Origin of the sequence: Streptomyces sp. NPDC085944, assembly GCF_040686295.1 — a bacterium.
Lineage (GTDB): Bacteria > Actinomycetota > Actinomycetes > Streptomycetales > Streptomycetaceae > Streptomyces > Streptomyces salinarius.
Window position 1 is genome coordinate 251,147 of sequence record NZ_JBFBJX010000006.1, and the last position, 14,782, is coordinate 265,928.

12 protein-coding genes and 1 pseudogene are annotated in these 14,782 nt (G+C 72.3%); 6 read left to right on the forward strand and 7 right to left on the reverse strand.

Annotated elements, in window-relative coordinates; all coding sequences use genetic code 11:
- Window positions 1-120 precede the first annotated feature (120 nt).
- From AB0P07_RS14305 to AB0P07_RS14330, 6 genes are all read right to left on the reverse strand, one after another.
- Entirely contained in the window at window positions 121-981 is an 861-nt protein-coding gene (locus AB0P07_RS14305; protein ID WP_365549790.1) for a siderophore-interacting protein, read from the reverse strand.
- A gap of 29 nt (window positions 982-1,010) precedes the next feature.
- Entirely contained in the window at window positions 1,011-2,063 is a 1,053-nt protein-coding gene (desE, locus tag AB0P07_RS14310; RefSeq protein ID WP_365549793.1) for a siderophore-binding protein DesE, read from the reverse strand.
- Between the two features lie 129 nt (window positions 2,064-2,192).
- Window positions 2,193-3,353: an acyl-CoA dehydrogenase family protein gene (locus AB0P07_RS14315; RefSeq protein WP_365550329.1), complete on the reverse strand. Its 1,161-nt coding sequence runs from the start codon at window positions 3,351-3,353 to the stop codon at window positions 2,193-2,195.
- A 5-nt stretch (window positions 3,354-3,358) separates the two neighbouring features.
- A complete protein-coding gene (locus AB0P07_RS14320; protein ID WP_365549795.1) occupies window positions 3,359-4,306 on the reverse strand; it encodes a hydroxymethylglutaryl-CoA lyase in 948 nt (315 codons plus the stop codon).
- Entirely contained in the window at window positions 4,303-6,327 is a 2,025-nt protein-coding gene (locus AB0P07_RS14325; RefSeq protein ID WP_365550332.1) for an acetyl/propionyl/methylcrotonyl-CoA carboxylase subunit alpha, read from the reverse strand. Before AB0P07_RS14325 ends, AB0P07_RS14320 begins: the two co-directional genes overlap by 4 nt.
- 38 nt (window positions 6,328-6,365) lie before the next feature.
- The gene (locus AB0P07_RS14330) at window positions 6,366-7,982 is read right to left on the reverse strand and encodes a carboxyl transferase domain-containing protein (protein WP_365549798.1); all 1,617 of its coding nucleotides are present in this window, start codon (window positions 7,980-7,982) and stop codon (window positions 6,366-6,368) included.
- A gap of 97 nt (window positions 7,983-8,079) precedes the next feature.
- Here AB0P07_RS14330 and AB0P07_RS14335 point away from each other — a divergent pair, with 97 nt between their 5' ends.
- From AB0P07_RS14335 to AB0P07_RS14345, 3 genes are all read left to right on the forward strand, one after another.
- The gene (locus tag AB0P07_RS14335; RefSeq protein WP_125631439.1) at window positions 8,080-8,694 is read left to right on the forward strand and encodes a TetR/AcrR family transcriptional regulator; all 615 of its coding nucleotides are present in this window, start codon (window positions 8,080-8,082) and stop codon (window positions 8,692-8,694) included.
- A gap of 125 nt (window positions 8,695-8,819) precedes the next feature.
- Window positions 8,820-9,977 carry an acyl-CoA dehydrogenase family protein gene (locus AB0P07_RS14340; RefSeq protein ID WP_365549801.1) on the forward strand — a complete coding sequence of 386 codons (1,158 nt, stop codon included), beginning with the start codon at window positions 8,820-8,822 and terminating at the stop codon, window positions 9,975-9,977.
- Between the two features lie 10 nt (window positions 9,978-9,987).
- Window positions 9,988-10,854: an acyl-CoA thioesterase II gene (locus AB0P07_RS14345; protein ID WP_102932859.1), complete on the forward strand. Its 867-nt coding sequence runs from the start codon at window positions 9,988-9,990 to the stop codon at window positions 10,852-10,854.
- 25 nt (window positions 10,855-10,879) lie between these two features.
- Here AB0P07_RS14345 and AB0P07_RS14350 read toward each other — a convergent pair whose 3' ends face one another.
- Window positions 10,880-11,668: a phosphatase gene (locus AB0P07_RS14350; protein ID WP_365549804.1), complete on the reverse strand. Its 789-nt coding sequence runs from the start codon at window positions 11,666-11,668 to the stop codon at window positions 10,880-10,882.
- A 209-nt stretch (window positions 11,669-11,877) separates the two neighbouring features.
- On the opposite strand from AB0P07_RS14350, the gene speB reads away from it, so the two are divergent.
- From speB to AB0P07_RS14365, 3 genes and pseudogenes are all read left to right on the forward strand, one after another.
- Entirely contained in the window at window positions 11,878-12,849 is a 972-nt protein-coding gene (gene speB / locus AB0P07_RS14355) for an agmatinase (protein ID WP_365549807.1), read from the forward strand.
- The gene (locus AB0P07_RS14360) at window positions 12,846-14,531 is read left to right on the forward strand and encodes a thiamine pyrophosphate-binding protein (RefSeq protein WP_365549810.1); all 1,686 of its coding nucleotides are present in this window, start codon (window positions 12,846-12,848) and stop codon (window positions 14,529-14,531) included. The genes speB and AB0P07_RS14360 overlap by 4 nt, the downstream gene beginning before the upstream one ends.
- Window positions 14,531-14,782 (forward strand): annotated as a pseudogene (locus tag AB0P07_RS14365) (sortase); the annotation flags it as partial. The gene AB0P07_RS14360 and the pseudogene AB0P07_RS14365, both read left to right, overlap by 1 nt.

Sequence of the window (14,782 nt, forward strand, 5' to 3'; positions counted from 1 at the left end):
GGGGCGGGAGAGAGCTGAGTCCTCCTCAGTTTAACTTAGGTTAGCCTAACCTAAGTTGAGAGGATCAAACGCGCGTCGCGGGGTGACCGCCGTCACTGCGGCCCCTGGAAGTGGCAGGCGTCAGTCCTGCTCGCGGAGTTGTTCCTCCGTCAGCCCCCGGCGCCAGTAGCCGACGAAGGTGACGCGCCGGCGGTCGATGCCGCGCTCGCGCACGAAGTGCCGCCGCAGCTCCTTGACGCAGCCGGACTCTCCCGCGATCCAGACGTAGGGGTGTTCGGCGGGCGGAAGGTGGGCGTCCCGGAGCGCGGCGAGGGTGGCTTCGGAGCCGCCGCCGGCGTTCCCGACCAGCCAGGTGACCTCGGCGTCCGCGGCCGTCTGGAGGTCCTGCACGTCCTCGGCGTGCGGCACCTCGAGCCAGACCCGGGCGCGGGTGCCGGCCGGCAGTGCCTCCAGGGCGGCGCAGGCGGCCGGTACGGCGGTCTCGTCGGCCCAGATCACCACCAGGTCGGTGTCCCCGGGCGGCCGGAAGCGGATCGCCCGATTGTCCGCGACCGCCGGGCCGAGGATCAGCACGCGGTCGCCCGGGGCGGCGCCGGCGGCCCAGCGGGCGGCGGGACCGGCCTGGGCCCCCGAGCCCGGTTCGAGGCCGTGCAGCACGAAGTCGACGTCGATCTCGGCGGTGTGCCCCTCGCCGTCCCGGCGCAGCGCCCGCAGCGTGTAGGAGCGCATCACCGCCCGTACGTCCTCCGGCAGTTCGCGCCAGCCCTGCCACCAGTCCTCGCCCAACTCCACCGGCACCGCGGGCGCGGTCTGCCCCGGGTGCGGCAGGAACAGCGACAAGGACTGGTCGAGGCCGTCGGAGTGGAAGTCGCGCAGGTCGGGCCCCGCGAAGGTGACCCGGGCCAGGGAAGGTCCGAGCCGCCGCGTCCGTACGACCTGGAGGGAGAAGAAACGGAACGGGGCGGCCACGGCCGTCGTCATGGAGGGCTCCGGGGGAGAAAGGGGAAGGGTCAGCCGACCTTCTTGGCGTTCTCGATCGCCTCGGCCAGGTTGTCGAGGAGCGGCGTGCACTTGTCGTAGGACAGGATCGGCTCGGGGGAGCGGGCGATGACCTGGCCGGCCTTGACCGCGGGGAGCTTCTTCCAGGTGCCCTCGGTGATGTCCGCGGGCTGGATGGTGGAGGCGCGGTCGTCCATGATGATGACGTCGGCCGGGTACTTGTCGACGTTCTCCCAGCTCAGGGACTCGAACCAGCCGCCGGTCGCCTTCTTGGCCTCCTCGGAGGGCTCGACGAAGTTCACGCCGAGGGCCTTGAAGTACTCCAGGTCCACCGAGAGGTTGGTGCCGGAGACGTAGAACAGGTCGGGGCTCGCCGAACCGGCCAGCACCCGGATCTCGGGCCGGGCCTTGGCGGCCGCGCGCAGCCGGGCGGCCGCCTTGTCGAAGGCGGCCTTGGCGTCGGCGACCTTCTTGGCCTTCATGTCCGCGCCGAGCGACTCGGCCAGCTCCCACATGCGCTGCAGCGGCTGGGTGAGCTGGCGGTCGAAGACGGAGATGGCCACGCTCGGCGCGAGCTTGGCGATCTTGTCCTTCGACTCCTCCGGGACGGACCAGAGGGTGCCCGCGGTGTCGAAGGTCGTGGTGATGAGCACCTCGGGGGCGAGGGAGGCGTACTTCTCGACGCTGAGCTTGCCCCACTCGTTGCCGAGGACGGTGACCTTGTCGACGTCGAGGTCGCCGGCCTGCACGTCGGGCTTGCCGTCCTTGGTGGTGGTCGGGCCGAAGACGCCCTTGACCTCGACGCCGTAGTCGTGGAGCGCGGCAGCGACACCGGTGAAGGCGACGATGTTCGTCGGCACCTTGTCCAGCTTCACGGTCGTGCCGCGGTCGTCCTTGAAGGACCAGGGGCCGGACTTGGCGGCCGCGCCACCCGTCCTGTCGCCCGAGCCGCCGCTCTTGCCGTCGTCGTCCCCGCAGGCCGCGAGCACGGCACCGAGGCCGAGGGCGCCGCCGGCGGCGAGGATTCCACGGCGGGTCGGGTGGGTGGCGCTGGCGTTGGACATGGTGGTGGCTGCCTTCGAACGGTGCGGAGGGTCGTGCCCTGCGGGACGATTCGAAGATAGGTTAGCCTAACCTCAGATCTTGTCCAGGGGTGGGGCCCGTTTGCCGCCCCACCCCGGCCCTTTGGGGGCTCAGCCCGCCAGCCCCAACTCCCGTGCGATCAGCATCCGCTGGACCTCGCTGGTGCCCTCGCCGATCTCCAGGATCTTCGCGTCCCGCCACATGCGGGCCACCGGGTACTCGTTCATGAAGCCGTAGCCGCCGTGGATCTGGGTGGCGTCCCGGGCGTTGTCCACCGCCACCGTCGACGAGTACAGCTTCGCCAGCGCCGCCTCCTTCTTGAACGGCTCACCCGCCACCAGCCGCGAAGCCGCGTCCCGCCAGGCGAGACGGGACGTGTGGGCCTTCATCTCCATGTCGGCGATCTTGAACTGGATCGCCTGGTTGGCGCCGATGGGCCTGCCGAAGGCGTGACGTTCCTTCGCGTAGGTGACCGACTCGTCCACACAGCCCTGCGCGAGCCCCGTGCCCAGCGCGGCGATGGCGACCCGGCCCTCGTCCAGGATGCGCAGGAACTGCGCGTAGCCGCGCCCCTGCTCGCCCAGCAGGTTCGCCGCCGGGACCCGGACGTCGGCGAAGGACAGCTCACGGGTGTCCGACGCGTTCCAGCCGACCTTCGAGTACGGGGCGGCCACCGTGAAGCCCGGGGTGCCGGACGGGACGATGATCGACGAGATCAGGGGCCTCCCGTCCGGCTTGCGGCCGGTGACCGCCGTGACCGTCACCAGGCCGGTGATGTCCGTGCCGGAGTTGGTGATGAAGCACTTGGTGCCGTTGACGACCCATTCGTTCGTCGCCTCGTCCAGGCGGGCCGTGGTGCGCGTCGCGCCCGCGTCGCTGCCGCCGTCCGGCTCGGTCAGTCCGAACGCGCCCAGGATCTCGCCGGAGCACAGTCGGGGCAGCCACTGGCGCTTCTGCTCCTCGGTGCCGAACAGGTGCAGGGGCATCGCGCCCAGCGAGACGCCCGCCTCCAGCGTGATCGCCACCGACGAGTCGACCCGGGCCAGCTCCTCCAGGGCGATGCCGAGGGCGAAGTAGTCGCCGCCCATGCCGCCGTACTCCTCCGGGAACGGCAGCCCGAACAGGCCCATGCGGCCCATCTCGCGGACGATCTCGTACGGGAACTCGTGCCGCTCGTAGAAGTCGCCGATCTTGGGTGCCACGACGTCGTGGGCGAACTCCTCCACCGTGCGGCGCAGTTCCTCGAGTTCGGGGGAGAGCTTGTGGTCCATGGTGTTCACGACTCCTGGTGGGAGAGGGCTCGAACGGTGCGGGACGGGCTGGGTCGGCCCAGGTGTGCGGCCATCCAGACGCTTGTGGCGACGAGACGGCCGAGGTCGACCCCGGTGTCGATGCCGAGGCCGCGCAGCATCCACACGAGGTCTTCGGTGGCGAGGTTGCCGGTGGCGGACTTCGCGTACGGGCAGCCGCCCAGCCCGCCGGCCGAGGCGTCGACCGTGGTGACGCCCTGCTGGAGCGCGGCCAGCGTGTTGGCCAGGGCCTGGCCGTAGGTGTCGTGGAAGTGGACGCCCAGCGCGGACACCGGCACACCCGCCCCGGTCAGCGCGGTGAGCAGGGCCGTCACCTGGCCGGGGGTGGCCACCCCGATGGTGTCGCCGAGACTCAGCTCGTCGCAGCCCATGTCCAGCAGGGCCCGGCAGACCCGCACCACCTGGGGGAGGGGTACCGGGCCCTCCCACGGGTCGCCGAAGCACATCGAGAGATAACCGCGTACGTGGACGTCCTCCGCCTTCGCCCGGACCACCACCGGCTCGAACATGGCCAGCGCCTCGTCCACCGTGCGGTTGAGGTTGGCCTTGGCGAAGGACTCCGTGGCGCTCGCGAACACCGCGACGCGGCGCGCGCCGAGCGCGAGGGCCCGGTCCAGGCCCCGCTCGTTCGGCACCAGCACCGGCAGCGACACCGGCAGGCCGGAGATCTGCGGGTACAGGTCCTCGGCGTCGGCCAGCTGGGGGACCCACTTGGGGTGGACGAAGCTCGTCGCCTCGATCGTGGTCAGGCCCGTGCCGGCCAGGCGGCGGACGAACTCCGCCTTGACGGCCGTCGGCACGGTCGCCTTCTCGTTCTGCAGTCCGTCGCGGGCGCCGACCTCGTGGATGCGGACGCGCGCGGGCAGGCCCGTCGCCGGTACGGCCATGGGCAGATCCAGCTCCGGGGTGTTCATGTCGTCTCCTGCCCCTCGTCGGTGGGTGCGACGACCGCCAGCACCTGGTCCATGGCGACGGTGGTGCCCGGCGCCACGTCCAGCTCGGCGACGGTGCCCGCGTGCGGGGCGGAGACGACGTGCTCCATCTTCATCGCCTCCACCACCAGCAGGCTCTGCCCGGCGCTCACCTCGTCGCCGACGGCGACCTTCACCACCGTCACCGTGCCCGGCATCGGCGCGGTCAGCGAGTCGGCGCCCGCGTGGGCGGCCCGGTTCAGCAAGGCGGCGACCGGGTCGTGGTCGCGCACGTGCCAGGCGTCACCGTCGCGGCCCAGCCAGCTGCCGTCCGGCAGAGCGGTGAAGGTGTGGGCGACGCCGTCGAGGAGGAAGGTGAACCGGTGCTCGTCCTCGGGCCGCGGGGGCGTGCTCCCGGACCCCCGAACGGGCGTGTCGCGTCCCGGCAGCAGCAGCTCCACTTCTCCGCCCGGTGCCCGGCGCACGCGCACGGTCACCGGGTCGTGGCCCGCCGCCCGCAGGTGGTGCGCCGTCCAGGCGCGCTCCCCGCCCATGCGCCAGCCGTCCGCGGCGGCGAACGGGTCGGCCCAGCCGGGGCCGCCGACGGGCGTGAGGGAGGCCTGGCGCAGCAGCGCGGCCGCCGCGTACGTCGCCGCCGGCACCTCGTCCGGTACGAGTCCGCCGACCTCCCGCTCCACCAGCCCCGTGTCCAGGTCGCCCGCGACCACCGCCGGGTGCGCGAGCAGCCGGCGCAGGAACCCCGCGTTGGTGGGCACGCCCAGGGTGACCGTCCCGGCCAGCGCCGCCCGGAGCCTGCGCAGCGCGGTCTCCCGGTCGGGGCCGTAGGCGATCACCTTGGACAGCATCGGGTCGTACAGGCTGCCCACCTCGGTGCCCTCGTTGAGCCCCGAGTCGGTGCGCACGCCGTCGCCCTCGGGCTCGCGCAGCCGCAGCACCGTGCCGCCGGAGGGGAGGAAGCCGCGGGACGGGTCCTCCGCGCACAGCCGGGCCTCGATCGCGTGGCCGGTCAGCCGTACGTCCGCCTGCGCGAACCCGAGCCGCTCGCCCGCCGCCACCCGCAGCTGCCACTCCACCAGGTCCAGGCCGGTCACCAGCTCGGTCACCGGGTGCTCGACCTGGAGACGGGTGTTCATCTCCATGAAGTAGTACTGCGAGGGGTCGCCGCCCGGCACGATGAACTCCACCGTGCCCGCGCCCCGGTAGCCGCAGGAACGGGCCGCCTGCACGGCCGCCTCGCCCATCGCCGCCCGCGTCGCCTCGTCGAGCAGGACGCTGGGCGCCTCCTCGATCACCTTCTGGTGGCGGCGCTGCAGCGAGCACTCGCGCTCGCCCAGGTGCACCACGCCCCCGTGGCCGTCGGCCAGTACCTGGATCTCGATGTGCCGGGGACGGTCGATCCACCGCTCCACCAGCAGCGTGTCGTCGCCGAAGGAGGCGCGGGCCTCGCGGCGGGCGGCGGCGATCTCGTCGGCCAGCACCGCCTCGTCCCGCACCAGCCGCATGCCCTTGCCGCCGCCGCCCGCCGAGGGCTTCAGCAGCACCGGGGTGCCGATCTCGCGGGCGGCCTCGGCCAGCTGTCCGTCGGTGAGCCCGCTGCCGCTGGAGCCGGGGACGACCGGCACCCCGGCCGCCCGCACCGTCTCCTTGGCGCGGATCTTGTCGCCCATCAGGGCGATCGCGTCGGCGGGCGGCCCGATGAAGACCAGCCCCGCCTCCTCGCAGGCCCGCGCGAAGCCGGCGTTCTCGGCGAGGAAGCCGTACCCCGGATGCACGGCCTGCGCGCCCGTCCGGGCCGCCGCCTCCAGCAGCCGCTCGACGGACAGGTAGCTCTCGGTCGCCGGCGCCGGGCCGATCCGTACCGCCTCGTCGGCCTCCCGCACGTGCCGTGCGTCCGCGTCGGCGTCGGAGAAGACCGCCACCGAGCGCACGCCCATCGAGCGCAGCGTCCGGATGACGCGGACGGCGATCTCGCCGCGGTTGGCGACGAGCACGGTGTCGAACATGCGCGGCGTGTCCTTCGTGTTGTCCATGGGTCCCCTCCTCACATCCGGAAGACGCCGAACTGGGGCTCGCCCAGAGGCGCGTTGGCACACGCGGTCAGGGCCAGGCCCAGCACCTGCCGGGTGTCGGCGGGCTCGATCACGCCGTCGTCCCACAGGCGGGCGGTCGCGTAATAGGCGTTGCCCTGGTGCTCGTACTGGGCGCGGATCGGCGCCTTGAAGGACTCCTCCTCCTCGGCCGGCCACTGCTCGCCGCGCCCCTCCAGCTGGTCCCGCTTGACCGTGGCCAGCACGGACGCGGCCTGCTCGCCGCCCATCACGGAGATCTTGGCGTTGGGCCACATCCACAGGAAGCGCGGCGAATACGCCCGCCCGCACATCGAGTAGTTGCCCGCGCCGTACGATCCGCCGACGACGACCGTCAGCTTCGGCACGCGCGTGCACGCCACCGCCGTGACCATCTTGGCGCCGTGCTTGGCGATGCCGCCGGCCTCGTAGTCCCGGCCCACCATGAAGCCGGAGATGTTCTGCAGGAACACCAGCGGGATGCCGCGCTGGTCGCACAGCTCGATGAAGTGGGCACCCTTCTGGGCGGACTCGGAGAACAGGATGCCGTTGTTGGCGACGATGCCGACCGGGTGGCCGTGGATCCGGGCGAAGCCGGTGACCAGGGTCTGCCCGTACTCGGACTTGAACTCGGCGAAGCGGGAGCCGTCCACCACGCGCGCGACGACCTCGCGGACGTCGTAGGGGGTGCGGGAGTCGACCGGCACCGCGCCGTACAGCCCCTGCGGGTCCGCCTTCGGCTCGACGGACGCTTCGACGCCCCAGGGGAGCGTGCCGCGCTCCGGCAGGGTGGAGACGATCTGCCGCACGATGCGCAGGGCGTGCGCGTCGTCCTCGGCCAGGTGGTCGGTCACGCCGGACACCCGCGAGTGGACCTCGCCGCCGCCCAGCTCCTCCGCCGTGACCACCTCGCCGGTGGCCGCCTTCACCAGCGGGGGGCCGCCCAGGAAGATCGTGCCCTGGTTGCGGACGATCACCGCCTCGTCGCTCATCGCCGGGACGTACGCCCCGCCCGCCGTGCAGGAGCCGAGGACGGCGGCGATCTGCGGGATGCCGGCGCCGGACATGCGGGCCTGGTTGTAGAAGATCCGCCCGAAGTGCTCGCGGTCGGGGAAGACCTCGTCCTGCATCGGCAGGAAGGCGCCCCCGGAGTCGACGAGGTAGAGGCACGGCAGCCGGTTCTCCAGCGCCACCTCCTGCGCCCGCAGGTGCTTCTTCACGGTCATCGGGTAGTACGTGCCGCCCTTGACGGTGGCGTCGTTGGCGACGATCACGCACTCCCGGCCGCTGACCCGGCCGATGCCGGCGATGACGCCGGCGGCGGGGGCCGCTCCGTCGTAGAGCCCGTCGGCCGCGAGCGGCGCCAGCTCCAGGAACGGCGAGCCCGGATCGAGCAGCGTGTCCACGCGGTCGCGCGGCAGCAGCTTGCCGCGCGCGGTGTGCCGGGCCCGCGCCCGCTCGCCGCCGCCCAGCCGGGCCGCCGCGAGCTTGGCGCGCAGCTCCTGAACGAGGGCGGCGTGCGCCTCCTCGTTGGCCCGAAAGGCCTCGGAGGCGGGATCGGCCGCCGTCGTCAGCTCCGGTGCCTCTTGCATCCTGCGGTCCCCTCACCCAGTGATCGACCAGTTAATGAGCGTTAACGCATTTCCTTCAGGTTAACGACCGCTAACCTCCCTGTCTAGAATCGACTCCATGGCCACCAGAACCGACGCCCCCACCCGCCGCGAGCAGATCCTCAAGGAGGCCGCCCGGCTCTTCGCCGAGCGCGGCTTCCACGGGGTCGGCGTCGACGAGATAGGCGCCGCGGTCGGTATCAGCGGCCCCGGTCTCTACCGCCACTTCCCCGGCAAGGACGCGATGCTCGCCGAACTGCTGGTCGGGATCAGCGACTCGCTGCTGACGGGGGCGAAACGGCGGCTGGCGGAGGCGGACGGGGCGGCCGGCTCCGGGGCGGGCGCCGGTGCGACGGGTCCCGAGGCGGTCCTCGACTCGCTCATCGAGGGGCACATCGACTTCGCGCTCGACGACCGCCCGCTCATCACCCTGCACGACCGCGAGCTGGACCGCCTGCGGGACGCCGACCGCAAGATGGTGCGGCAGCTGCAGCGGCAGTACGTCGAGCTGTGGGTCGGGGTGCTCCGCGAGGTCTACCCGGCGCTCGCCGAGCCCGCCGCCCGCTCCGCCGTCCACTCGGTCTTCGGCCTCCTGAACTCCACCCCCCACCTGGGCCGCCCGGGGCGCGCGGTGACGGCGGAACTGCTGCACCGGATGGCGCGGGGGGCGTTCGCGGCGGTGGGGGAGGCGTAGGGCCGGCTCCCCGCCTCCGGGAGTGACGAGGGTTACCCGCGTCCCGGTCTGGACGCCTCTGACTACTCGCCGGTACGGTGGTATATGAGCAAGCGCTTAGATATTCGTACCCTGGAGGTGGCGCGGTGCGCCGTACGGTGTTCAACGAGGACCACGAGGCGTTCCGGGAGACCCTGCGCGCCTTCATCGAGGCCGAGGTCGTCCCCGTCTACGACGACTGGTTCGCCGCGGGCCAGGCGCCGCGCGAGTTCTACTACAAGCTCGGCGAGCTGGGCATCTTCGGCATCAACGTGCCCGAGGAGTTCGGCGGCGCCGGCATGGACAGCCACAAGTTCGAGGCCGTCCTCTACGAGGAGACCGCCCGCGCGGGCGTCCAGTTCGGCGGCTCCGGCGTCCACGTGCTGCTCGCCCTGCCCTACATCAACATGCTGGCCACCGACGAGCAGAAGAAGCGCTACCTGCCGAAGTTCGTCACCGGCGAGGAGATGTGGGCCATCGCGATGACCGAGCCGGGCACCGGCTCCGACCTCGCGGGCATGAAGTCCACCGCCAAGCTCTCCGAGGACGGCACCCACTACGTCCTCAACGGCGCCAAGACCTTCATCACCGGCGGCGTGCACGCCGACCGGGTGATCGTCTGCGCCCGCACCGCCGCGCCCACCGCCGAGGACCGCCGCCACGGCATCTCCCTGTTCGCCGTGGACACCAAGTCCGGGGGCTACTCCGTCGGCCGCAAGCTCGACAAGCTGGGCCTGCGCACCTCCGACACCGCCGAGCTGGCCTTCGTCGACGTCAAGGTCCCCGTCGAGGACCTGCTCGGCGAGGAGAACAAGGGCTTCTCCTACCTCGGCCACAACCTGGCCTCCGAGCGCTGGGGCATCGCCTTCGGCGCCTACGCGCAGGCCAAGGCCGCCGTCCGGTTCGCCAAGAGTTACGTGCAGGACCGCACCGTCTTCGGCAAGCCGGTCGCCCATTTCCAGAACACCAAGTTCGAGCTGGCCGCCTGCCAGGCCGAGGTGGACGCCGCCGAGGCCGTCGTCGACCGCGCCACCGAGGCCCTGGACGCCGGCGAGCTGACCCCCGCCGAGGCCGCCAGCGCCAAGCTGTTCTGCACCGAGGTCGCCCACCGCGTCATCGACCGCTGCCTCCAGCTGCACGGCGGCTACGGCTACATGAACGAGTACCCGATCGCCCGCCTGTACGCGGACAACCGCGTCAACCGCATCTACGGCGGCACCAGCGAGATCATGAAGTCGATCATCGCGAAGAACATGGGCCTGTAGACCACAGGTCATGAGCGAAGCACTCCAGTCCCTCCTCGACCTGCTCGACCTCGAGCGGATCGAGGAGGACATCTACCGCGGCCGCTCCCGGTCCGCCGTCGTCCCCCGGGTCTTCGGCGGGCAGGTGGCGGCCCAGGCCATGGTCGCCGCCGGCCGCACGGTCCCCGCGGACCGGCACGCGCACTCCCTGCACGCGTACTTCCTGCGCCCCGGCGACCCGGGCGCCCCCATCGTCTACAACGTCGACCGGCTGCGCGACGGCCGCTCCTTCACCACCCGCCGCGTCGTCGCCGTCCAGCACGGCAAGCCGATCTTCACCCTGTCGGCGTCCTTCCAGACGTACGAGGAGGGCCTCGACCACCAGGCCCCGATGCCGCCCGCCCCGGACCCGGCGACCCTCCCCACCGGCGAGGAACGGCTGCGGGCCTACCCGCACCTGCCCGCCGAGACCGTGGAGCGCTTCCTGGAGGCCCGCGCCGCCGTCGACCTGCGCTACGTGGACGACCCGCCCTTCGGCGACTTCGGCACCCCGCGCGAACCGCACTCCCAGGTGTGGTTCCGTACCAACGGCAAGCTCGCGGACGACCCCCTGCTGCACGTCGTCCTCGCCACCTACGTCTCCGACATGACGCTGCTCGACTCGGTCCTGCTCGCGCACGGCCGCGGCGGCTGGGCCGTCGGCGATGTCGTCGGGGCCTCGCTGGACCACGCCATGTGGTTCCACCGGCCCTTCCGCGCCGACGAATGGCTGCTGTACGACCAGCAGTCGCCGTCGGCGTCCGGCGGCCGGGGCCTCGGCCAGGCCCGCATCCACACCCAGGACGGCCGGCTCGCCGTCTCGGTCGTCCAGGAAGGCGTGGTCCGCGTCCCCCGGTGACGGCGGCAGGCCCGCAAGGCGCGGCCTACTTCAGTCCCGCCTCCGTCAGCAGGTACGCCGTCATCGGGTCGTAGGAGCGCGGGCTGACCACGTGGTCGTCCAGCGGCACCGCCACCTGGAGGGTGCCCTCGGACTCGGCGAGGAAGAGGGCCGGGTCGTTGCAGTCCGCGTAGCCGATCGAGTCCACACCGTGCTGGGCGGCGTACCCGGCCCAGCCGTGGTCGGCGACCACCAGGTCCGGCAGCGGGCGGCCCTCGCGCTCCAGGCCGGTCAGGATGGCCTTCATCGGCTCGCCCGAGTGGGTGTGCCACAGCGAGGCCCCGTGCTCCAGCACGGACACGTCCGCGAACTGCTGGACGTACCCCTCCTCCGTGGTCAGCCCCTCCGGGATCACCACGATCTCGCAGCCCGCCTCCCGCAGCGCGGCGGCCGTGGCACGGTGCACGTCGAGCAGCCCGCCGGGGTGGCCGGTCGCGAACAGCACCCGCTGCCCGCCGTCGGCCGCCTTGCGCAGCCGCCCCGCCATCCGCTCCAGCGCCGAGACGGTCAGCTCGGGATCGATGGTGTCCTGGCCGTACCGGTGCTCGGGATCGTCGTTGACGCCGACCCGCTCCGCCATCACCGCGAGCACGTCCTGCTCGTCGCTCCAGCGGTCGCCCAGCTCCAGGCCGAGCCAGAAACCCCGGTCGCCGTTGGCCAGCTTCCGGTAGTGGGAGAGGTTGTTCTCGCGGGGAGTGGCGACGTCACCCGCGATACGGGTTCTGACGAGGTGCTCGGCGAGTTCGGCGCGGCTGGGTGTCCCGGGTATCGGCATGGCCCCATTGTGAGGCAGCCCGGGTCCGGGCAGCAGCCGGTCCCGGCGGAATAGCCGATTCCTCCAGTCACCGGGACGCGTATGGACGTGATGTACATGTCGCGGTCCGGTTTGGGCCATCTAGTCTGCGACGACCGGCTGCCTCGCGCACCAGTACAGTCGGTCAGCAGTAGTACATACGCGACGAAGCGTAAGAAGGAAGGCAGTACATGAGCAGCAACGAGACGCCCCGCGGGCCCGTCGACTCCTCGCGGATCCCGCGCTACGCCGGGCCCGCGACCTTCGCCCGGCTCCCGCGCCTGGACGAGGTCGGCACCGCCGACGTCGCCGTCGTGGGCGTGCCGTTCGACTCGGGCGTCTCCTACCGGCCCGGCGCCCGCTTCGGCGGCAACGCCATCCGTGAGGCCTCCCGCCTGCTGCGCCCCTACAACCCGGCGCAGGACGCCTCCCCCTTCGCCCTCGCCCAGGTCGCGGACGGCGGCGACATAGCCGTCAACCCCTTCAACATCAACGAGGCCGTCGAGACGATCGAGGCCGCCGCCGACGACCTCCTCGGCACCGGCGCCCGCCTGATGACCCTCGGCGGCGACCACACCATCGCCCTGCCGCTGCTGCGCTCGGTCGCCAAGAAGCACGGCCCGGTCGCCCTGCTCCACTTCGACGCCCACCTGGACACCTGGGACACCTACTTCGGCGCCGAGTACACGCACGGCACCCCCTTCCGCCGCGCCGTCGAGGAGGGCGTCCTCGACACCTCCGCACTTTCCCACGTGGGCACCCGCGGCCCGCTGTACGGCAAGCGGGACCTGACCGACGACGAGAAGATGGGCTTTGGCATCGTCACCTCCGCCGACGTCTACCGCCGCGGCGCCGACGAGGTCGCCGACCAGCTCAGGCAGCGCATCGGGGACCGCCCGCTGTACATCTCCATCGACATCGACTGCCTGGACCCCGCCCACGCCCCCGGCACCGGCACCCCCGAGGCCGGCGGCATGACCTCCCGCGAGCTGCTGGAGATCCTGCGCGGCCTGGCGTCCTGCAACCTGGTCTCGGCCGACGTCGTCGAGGTCGCCCCGGCCTACGACCACGCGGAGATCACGTCCGTCGCGGCCTCCCACACCGCGTACGAACTGACGACGATCATGTCCCGCCAGATCGCCCAGGAGAAGGCAGCGAAGTGACCCACGACCACGACCTGGTACTCCGTCCGACCGCCGCACAGACGGAGGCCGCACTGAACCCTCCCGGCGGCCGCAACGGCGGCGACCTGGTCGTGGAGAGTCTGGCCGGGCTCGGCGCGACCACGGTCTTCGGCCTGCCCGGTCAGCACGCCCTCGGCATGTTCGACGCCCTGCGCCGCTCCGACCTGCGCTACATCGGCCTGCGGGTGGAGAACAACGCCGGGTTCGCCGCCGACGCGTACGGCCGCGTCACCGGCGAGGCCGCCCCGCTGCTCCTGTCCACCGGTCCGGGAGCCCTCACCTCCCTGGCCGCGCTCCAGGAGGCACGGGCGGCCTCCGCCCCCGTCCTGGCGGTCAGCAGCCAGGTGCCGACGGCGGGCCTGGGCGGCGGACGCCACGGCTACCTGCACGAACTGCCCGACCAGGCCGCCTCCTTCCGCGGCGTGGTGAAATCCGTCCACACGGTCCGCACCCAGTCCCAGATCCCGTCCGCGATCGCCGAGGCGTGGACGTCGGCACTGACCGTCCCGCACGGCCCCGTGTGGGTGGAGATCCCGCAGGACGTCCTCCTGGCCGAGACGCAGATCCCGGTCGTGACCGGCGGCGACACCTTCCCCGAGGAACTGCCCCCGCGCCCCGAACTGACCGCGGTCGCCGCCGACCTGCTGTCCCGCGCGGAGCGCCCCGCGATCGTCGCGGGCGGCGGCGTCGTCCGGGCCGACGCCGCGAAGAAGCTCCGGCAACTCGCCGAACGCCTCCAGGCCCCCGTCGTCACGACCTTCGGTGGCAAGGGCGCCTTCCCCTGGACGCACCCCCTCTCCCTCCAGTCCTGGCTGGAGGACCGCCACACCACGGACTTCCTGGAGGACGCCGACGTCCTCCTCGTCGTCGGCTCGGGCCTCGGCGAACTCTCCTCGAACTACCACACGTTGAGGCCCCGCGGCCGGGTGATCCAGATCGAGGCCGACCTCGGCAAGCTGGAGTCCAACCATCCGGCCCTCGGCATCCACGCCGACGCCCGCCTCGCCCTCCAGGCGCTGCTGGAGACCGTGGGGGAGCGCACCGACCCGAGTGCTCCGGAGCGGGTCCGCGCGGTACTGGACAAGGTCCGCGAGCGCATCGCGGCCCAGGAACTCACCCTGGAGCAGGACGTCCTGGCCGCCGTCCGCGCGGCCCTCCCGCCCGGCGCCCCGTCGTTCTGGGACATGACGATCCTGGCCTACTGGGCGTGGTCGGCCTTCGACGCCAAGGCCCCGAACACCATGCACTCCGCCCAGGGCGCCGGCGGCCTCGGCTACGGCTTCCCGGCCGCCCTGGGAGCCGCGGTCGCCGACCCCACCCACCCGGTGCTGGCGGTCTCCGGCGACGGGGGCGCCCTGTACTCCGTCGCCGAGCTGGCCACCGCCCGCCAGTACGACCTGAACGTCACCTGGCTGATCGTCGACGACGGCGGCTACGGCATCCTGCGCGAGTACATGACCGACGCCTTCGGCGCGCCGACGGCCACGGAGCTGACCCGCCCCGACTACGTGGCGCTGGCCGAGTCGTTCGGGGTGCCGGGCGTGCGGACGTCCCCGAAGACCCTGGCGGCCGACCTCGCGAAGGCCCTGGCCGCACCGGGCCCCTCGGTGGTCGTCCTCCCGGCCGTCCTGCGGATGTTCGCGCCGACACACCTGGGTTGAACGGCCCGGCGGTCACGCGGAACGTCGGGAGGATCAAGCCCGGCGACACGATCGACGTGACCCGCGAGGACGGCACCCGGGCGGTCTTCGCCGTCACCGCGCTGGAACAGGTCGACAAGGACGCCTTCCCCACCGACAAGGTCTACGGCAGGACCGACCGCCCCGAACTGCGCCTGATCACCTGCGGCGGCGAGATCACCGACGGCCACCGCCCGGACAACATCATCGTCTACGCCGACCTCGTGGGCTGA

What these genes read in the sequence shown, in the direction of transcription:
- AB0P07_RS14305 (WP_365549790.1), bottom strand. Translation starts at nt 981, where the DNA reads ATGACGACGGCCGTGGCCGCCCCGTTCCGTTTCTTCTCCCTCCAGGTC.
- desE (WP_365549793.1), bottom strand. Translation starts at nt 2,063, where the DNA reads ATGTCCAACGCCAGCGCCACCCACCCGACCCGCCGTGGAATCCTCGCC.
- AB0P07_RS14315 (WP_365550329.1), bottom strand. Translation starts at nt 3,353, where the DNA reads ATGGACCACAAGCTCTCCCCCGAACTCGAGGAACTGCGCCGCACGGTG.
- AB0P07_RS14320 (WP_365549795.1), bottom strand. Translation starts at nt 4,306, where the DNA reads ATGAACACCCCGGAGCTGGATCTGCCCATGGCCGTACCGGCGACGGGC.
- AB0P07_RS14325 (WP_365550332.1), bottom strand. Translation starts at nt 6,327, where the DNA reads ATGTTCGACACCGTGCTCGTCGCCAACCGCGGCGAGATCGCCGTCCGC.
- AB0P07_RS14330 (WP_365549798.1), bottom strand. Translation starts at nt 7,982, where the DNA reads ATGCAAGAGGCACCGGAGCTGACGACGGCGGCCGATCCCGCCTCCGAG.
- AB0P07_RS14335 (WP_125631439.1), top strand. Translation starts at nt 8,080, where the DNA reads ATGGCCACCAGAACCGACGCCCCCACCCGCCGCGAGCAGATCCTCAAG.
- AB0P07_RS14345 (WP_102932859.1), top strand. Translation starts at nt 9,988, where the DNA reads ATGAGCGAAGCACTCCAGTCCCTCCTCGACCTGCTCGACCTCGAGCGG.
- AB0P07_RS14350 (WP_365549804.1), bottom strand. Translation starts at nt 11,668, where the DNA reads ATGCCGATACCCGGGACACCCAGCCGCGCCGAACTCGCCGAGCACCTC.
- speB (WP_365549807.1), top strand. Translation starts at nt 11,878, where the DNA reads ATGAGCAGCAACGAGACGCCCCGCGGGCCCGTCGACTCCTCGCGGATC.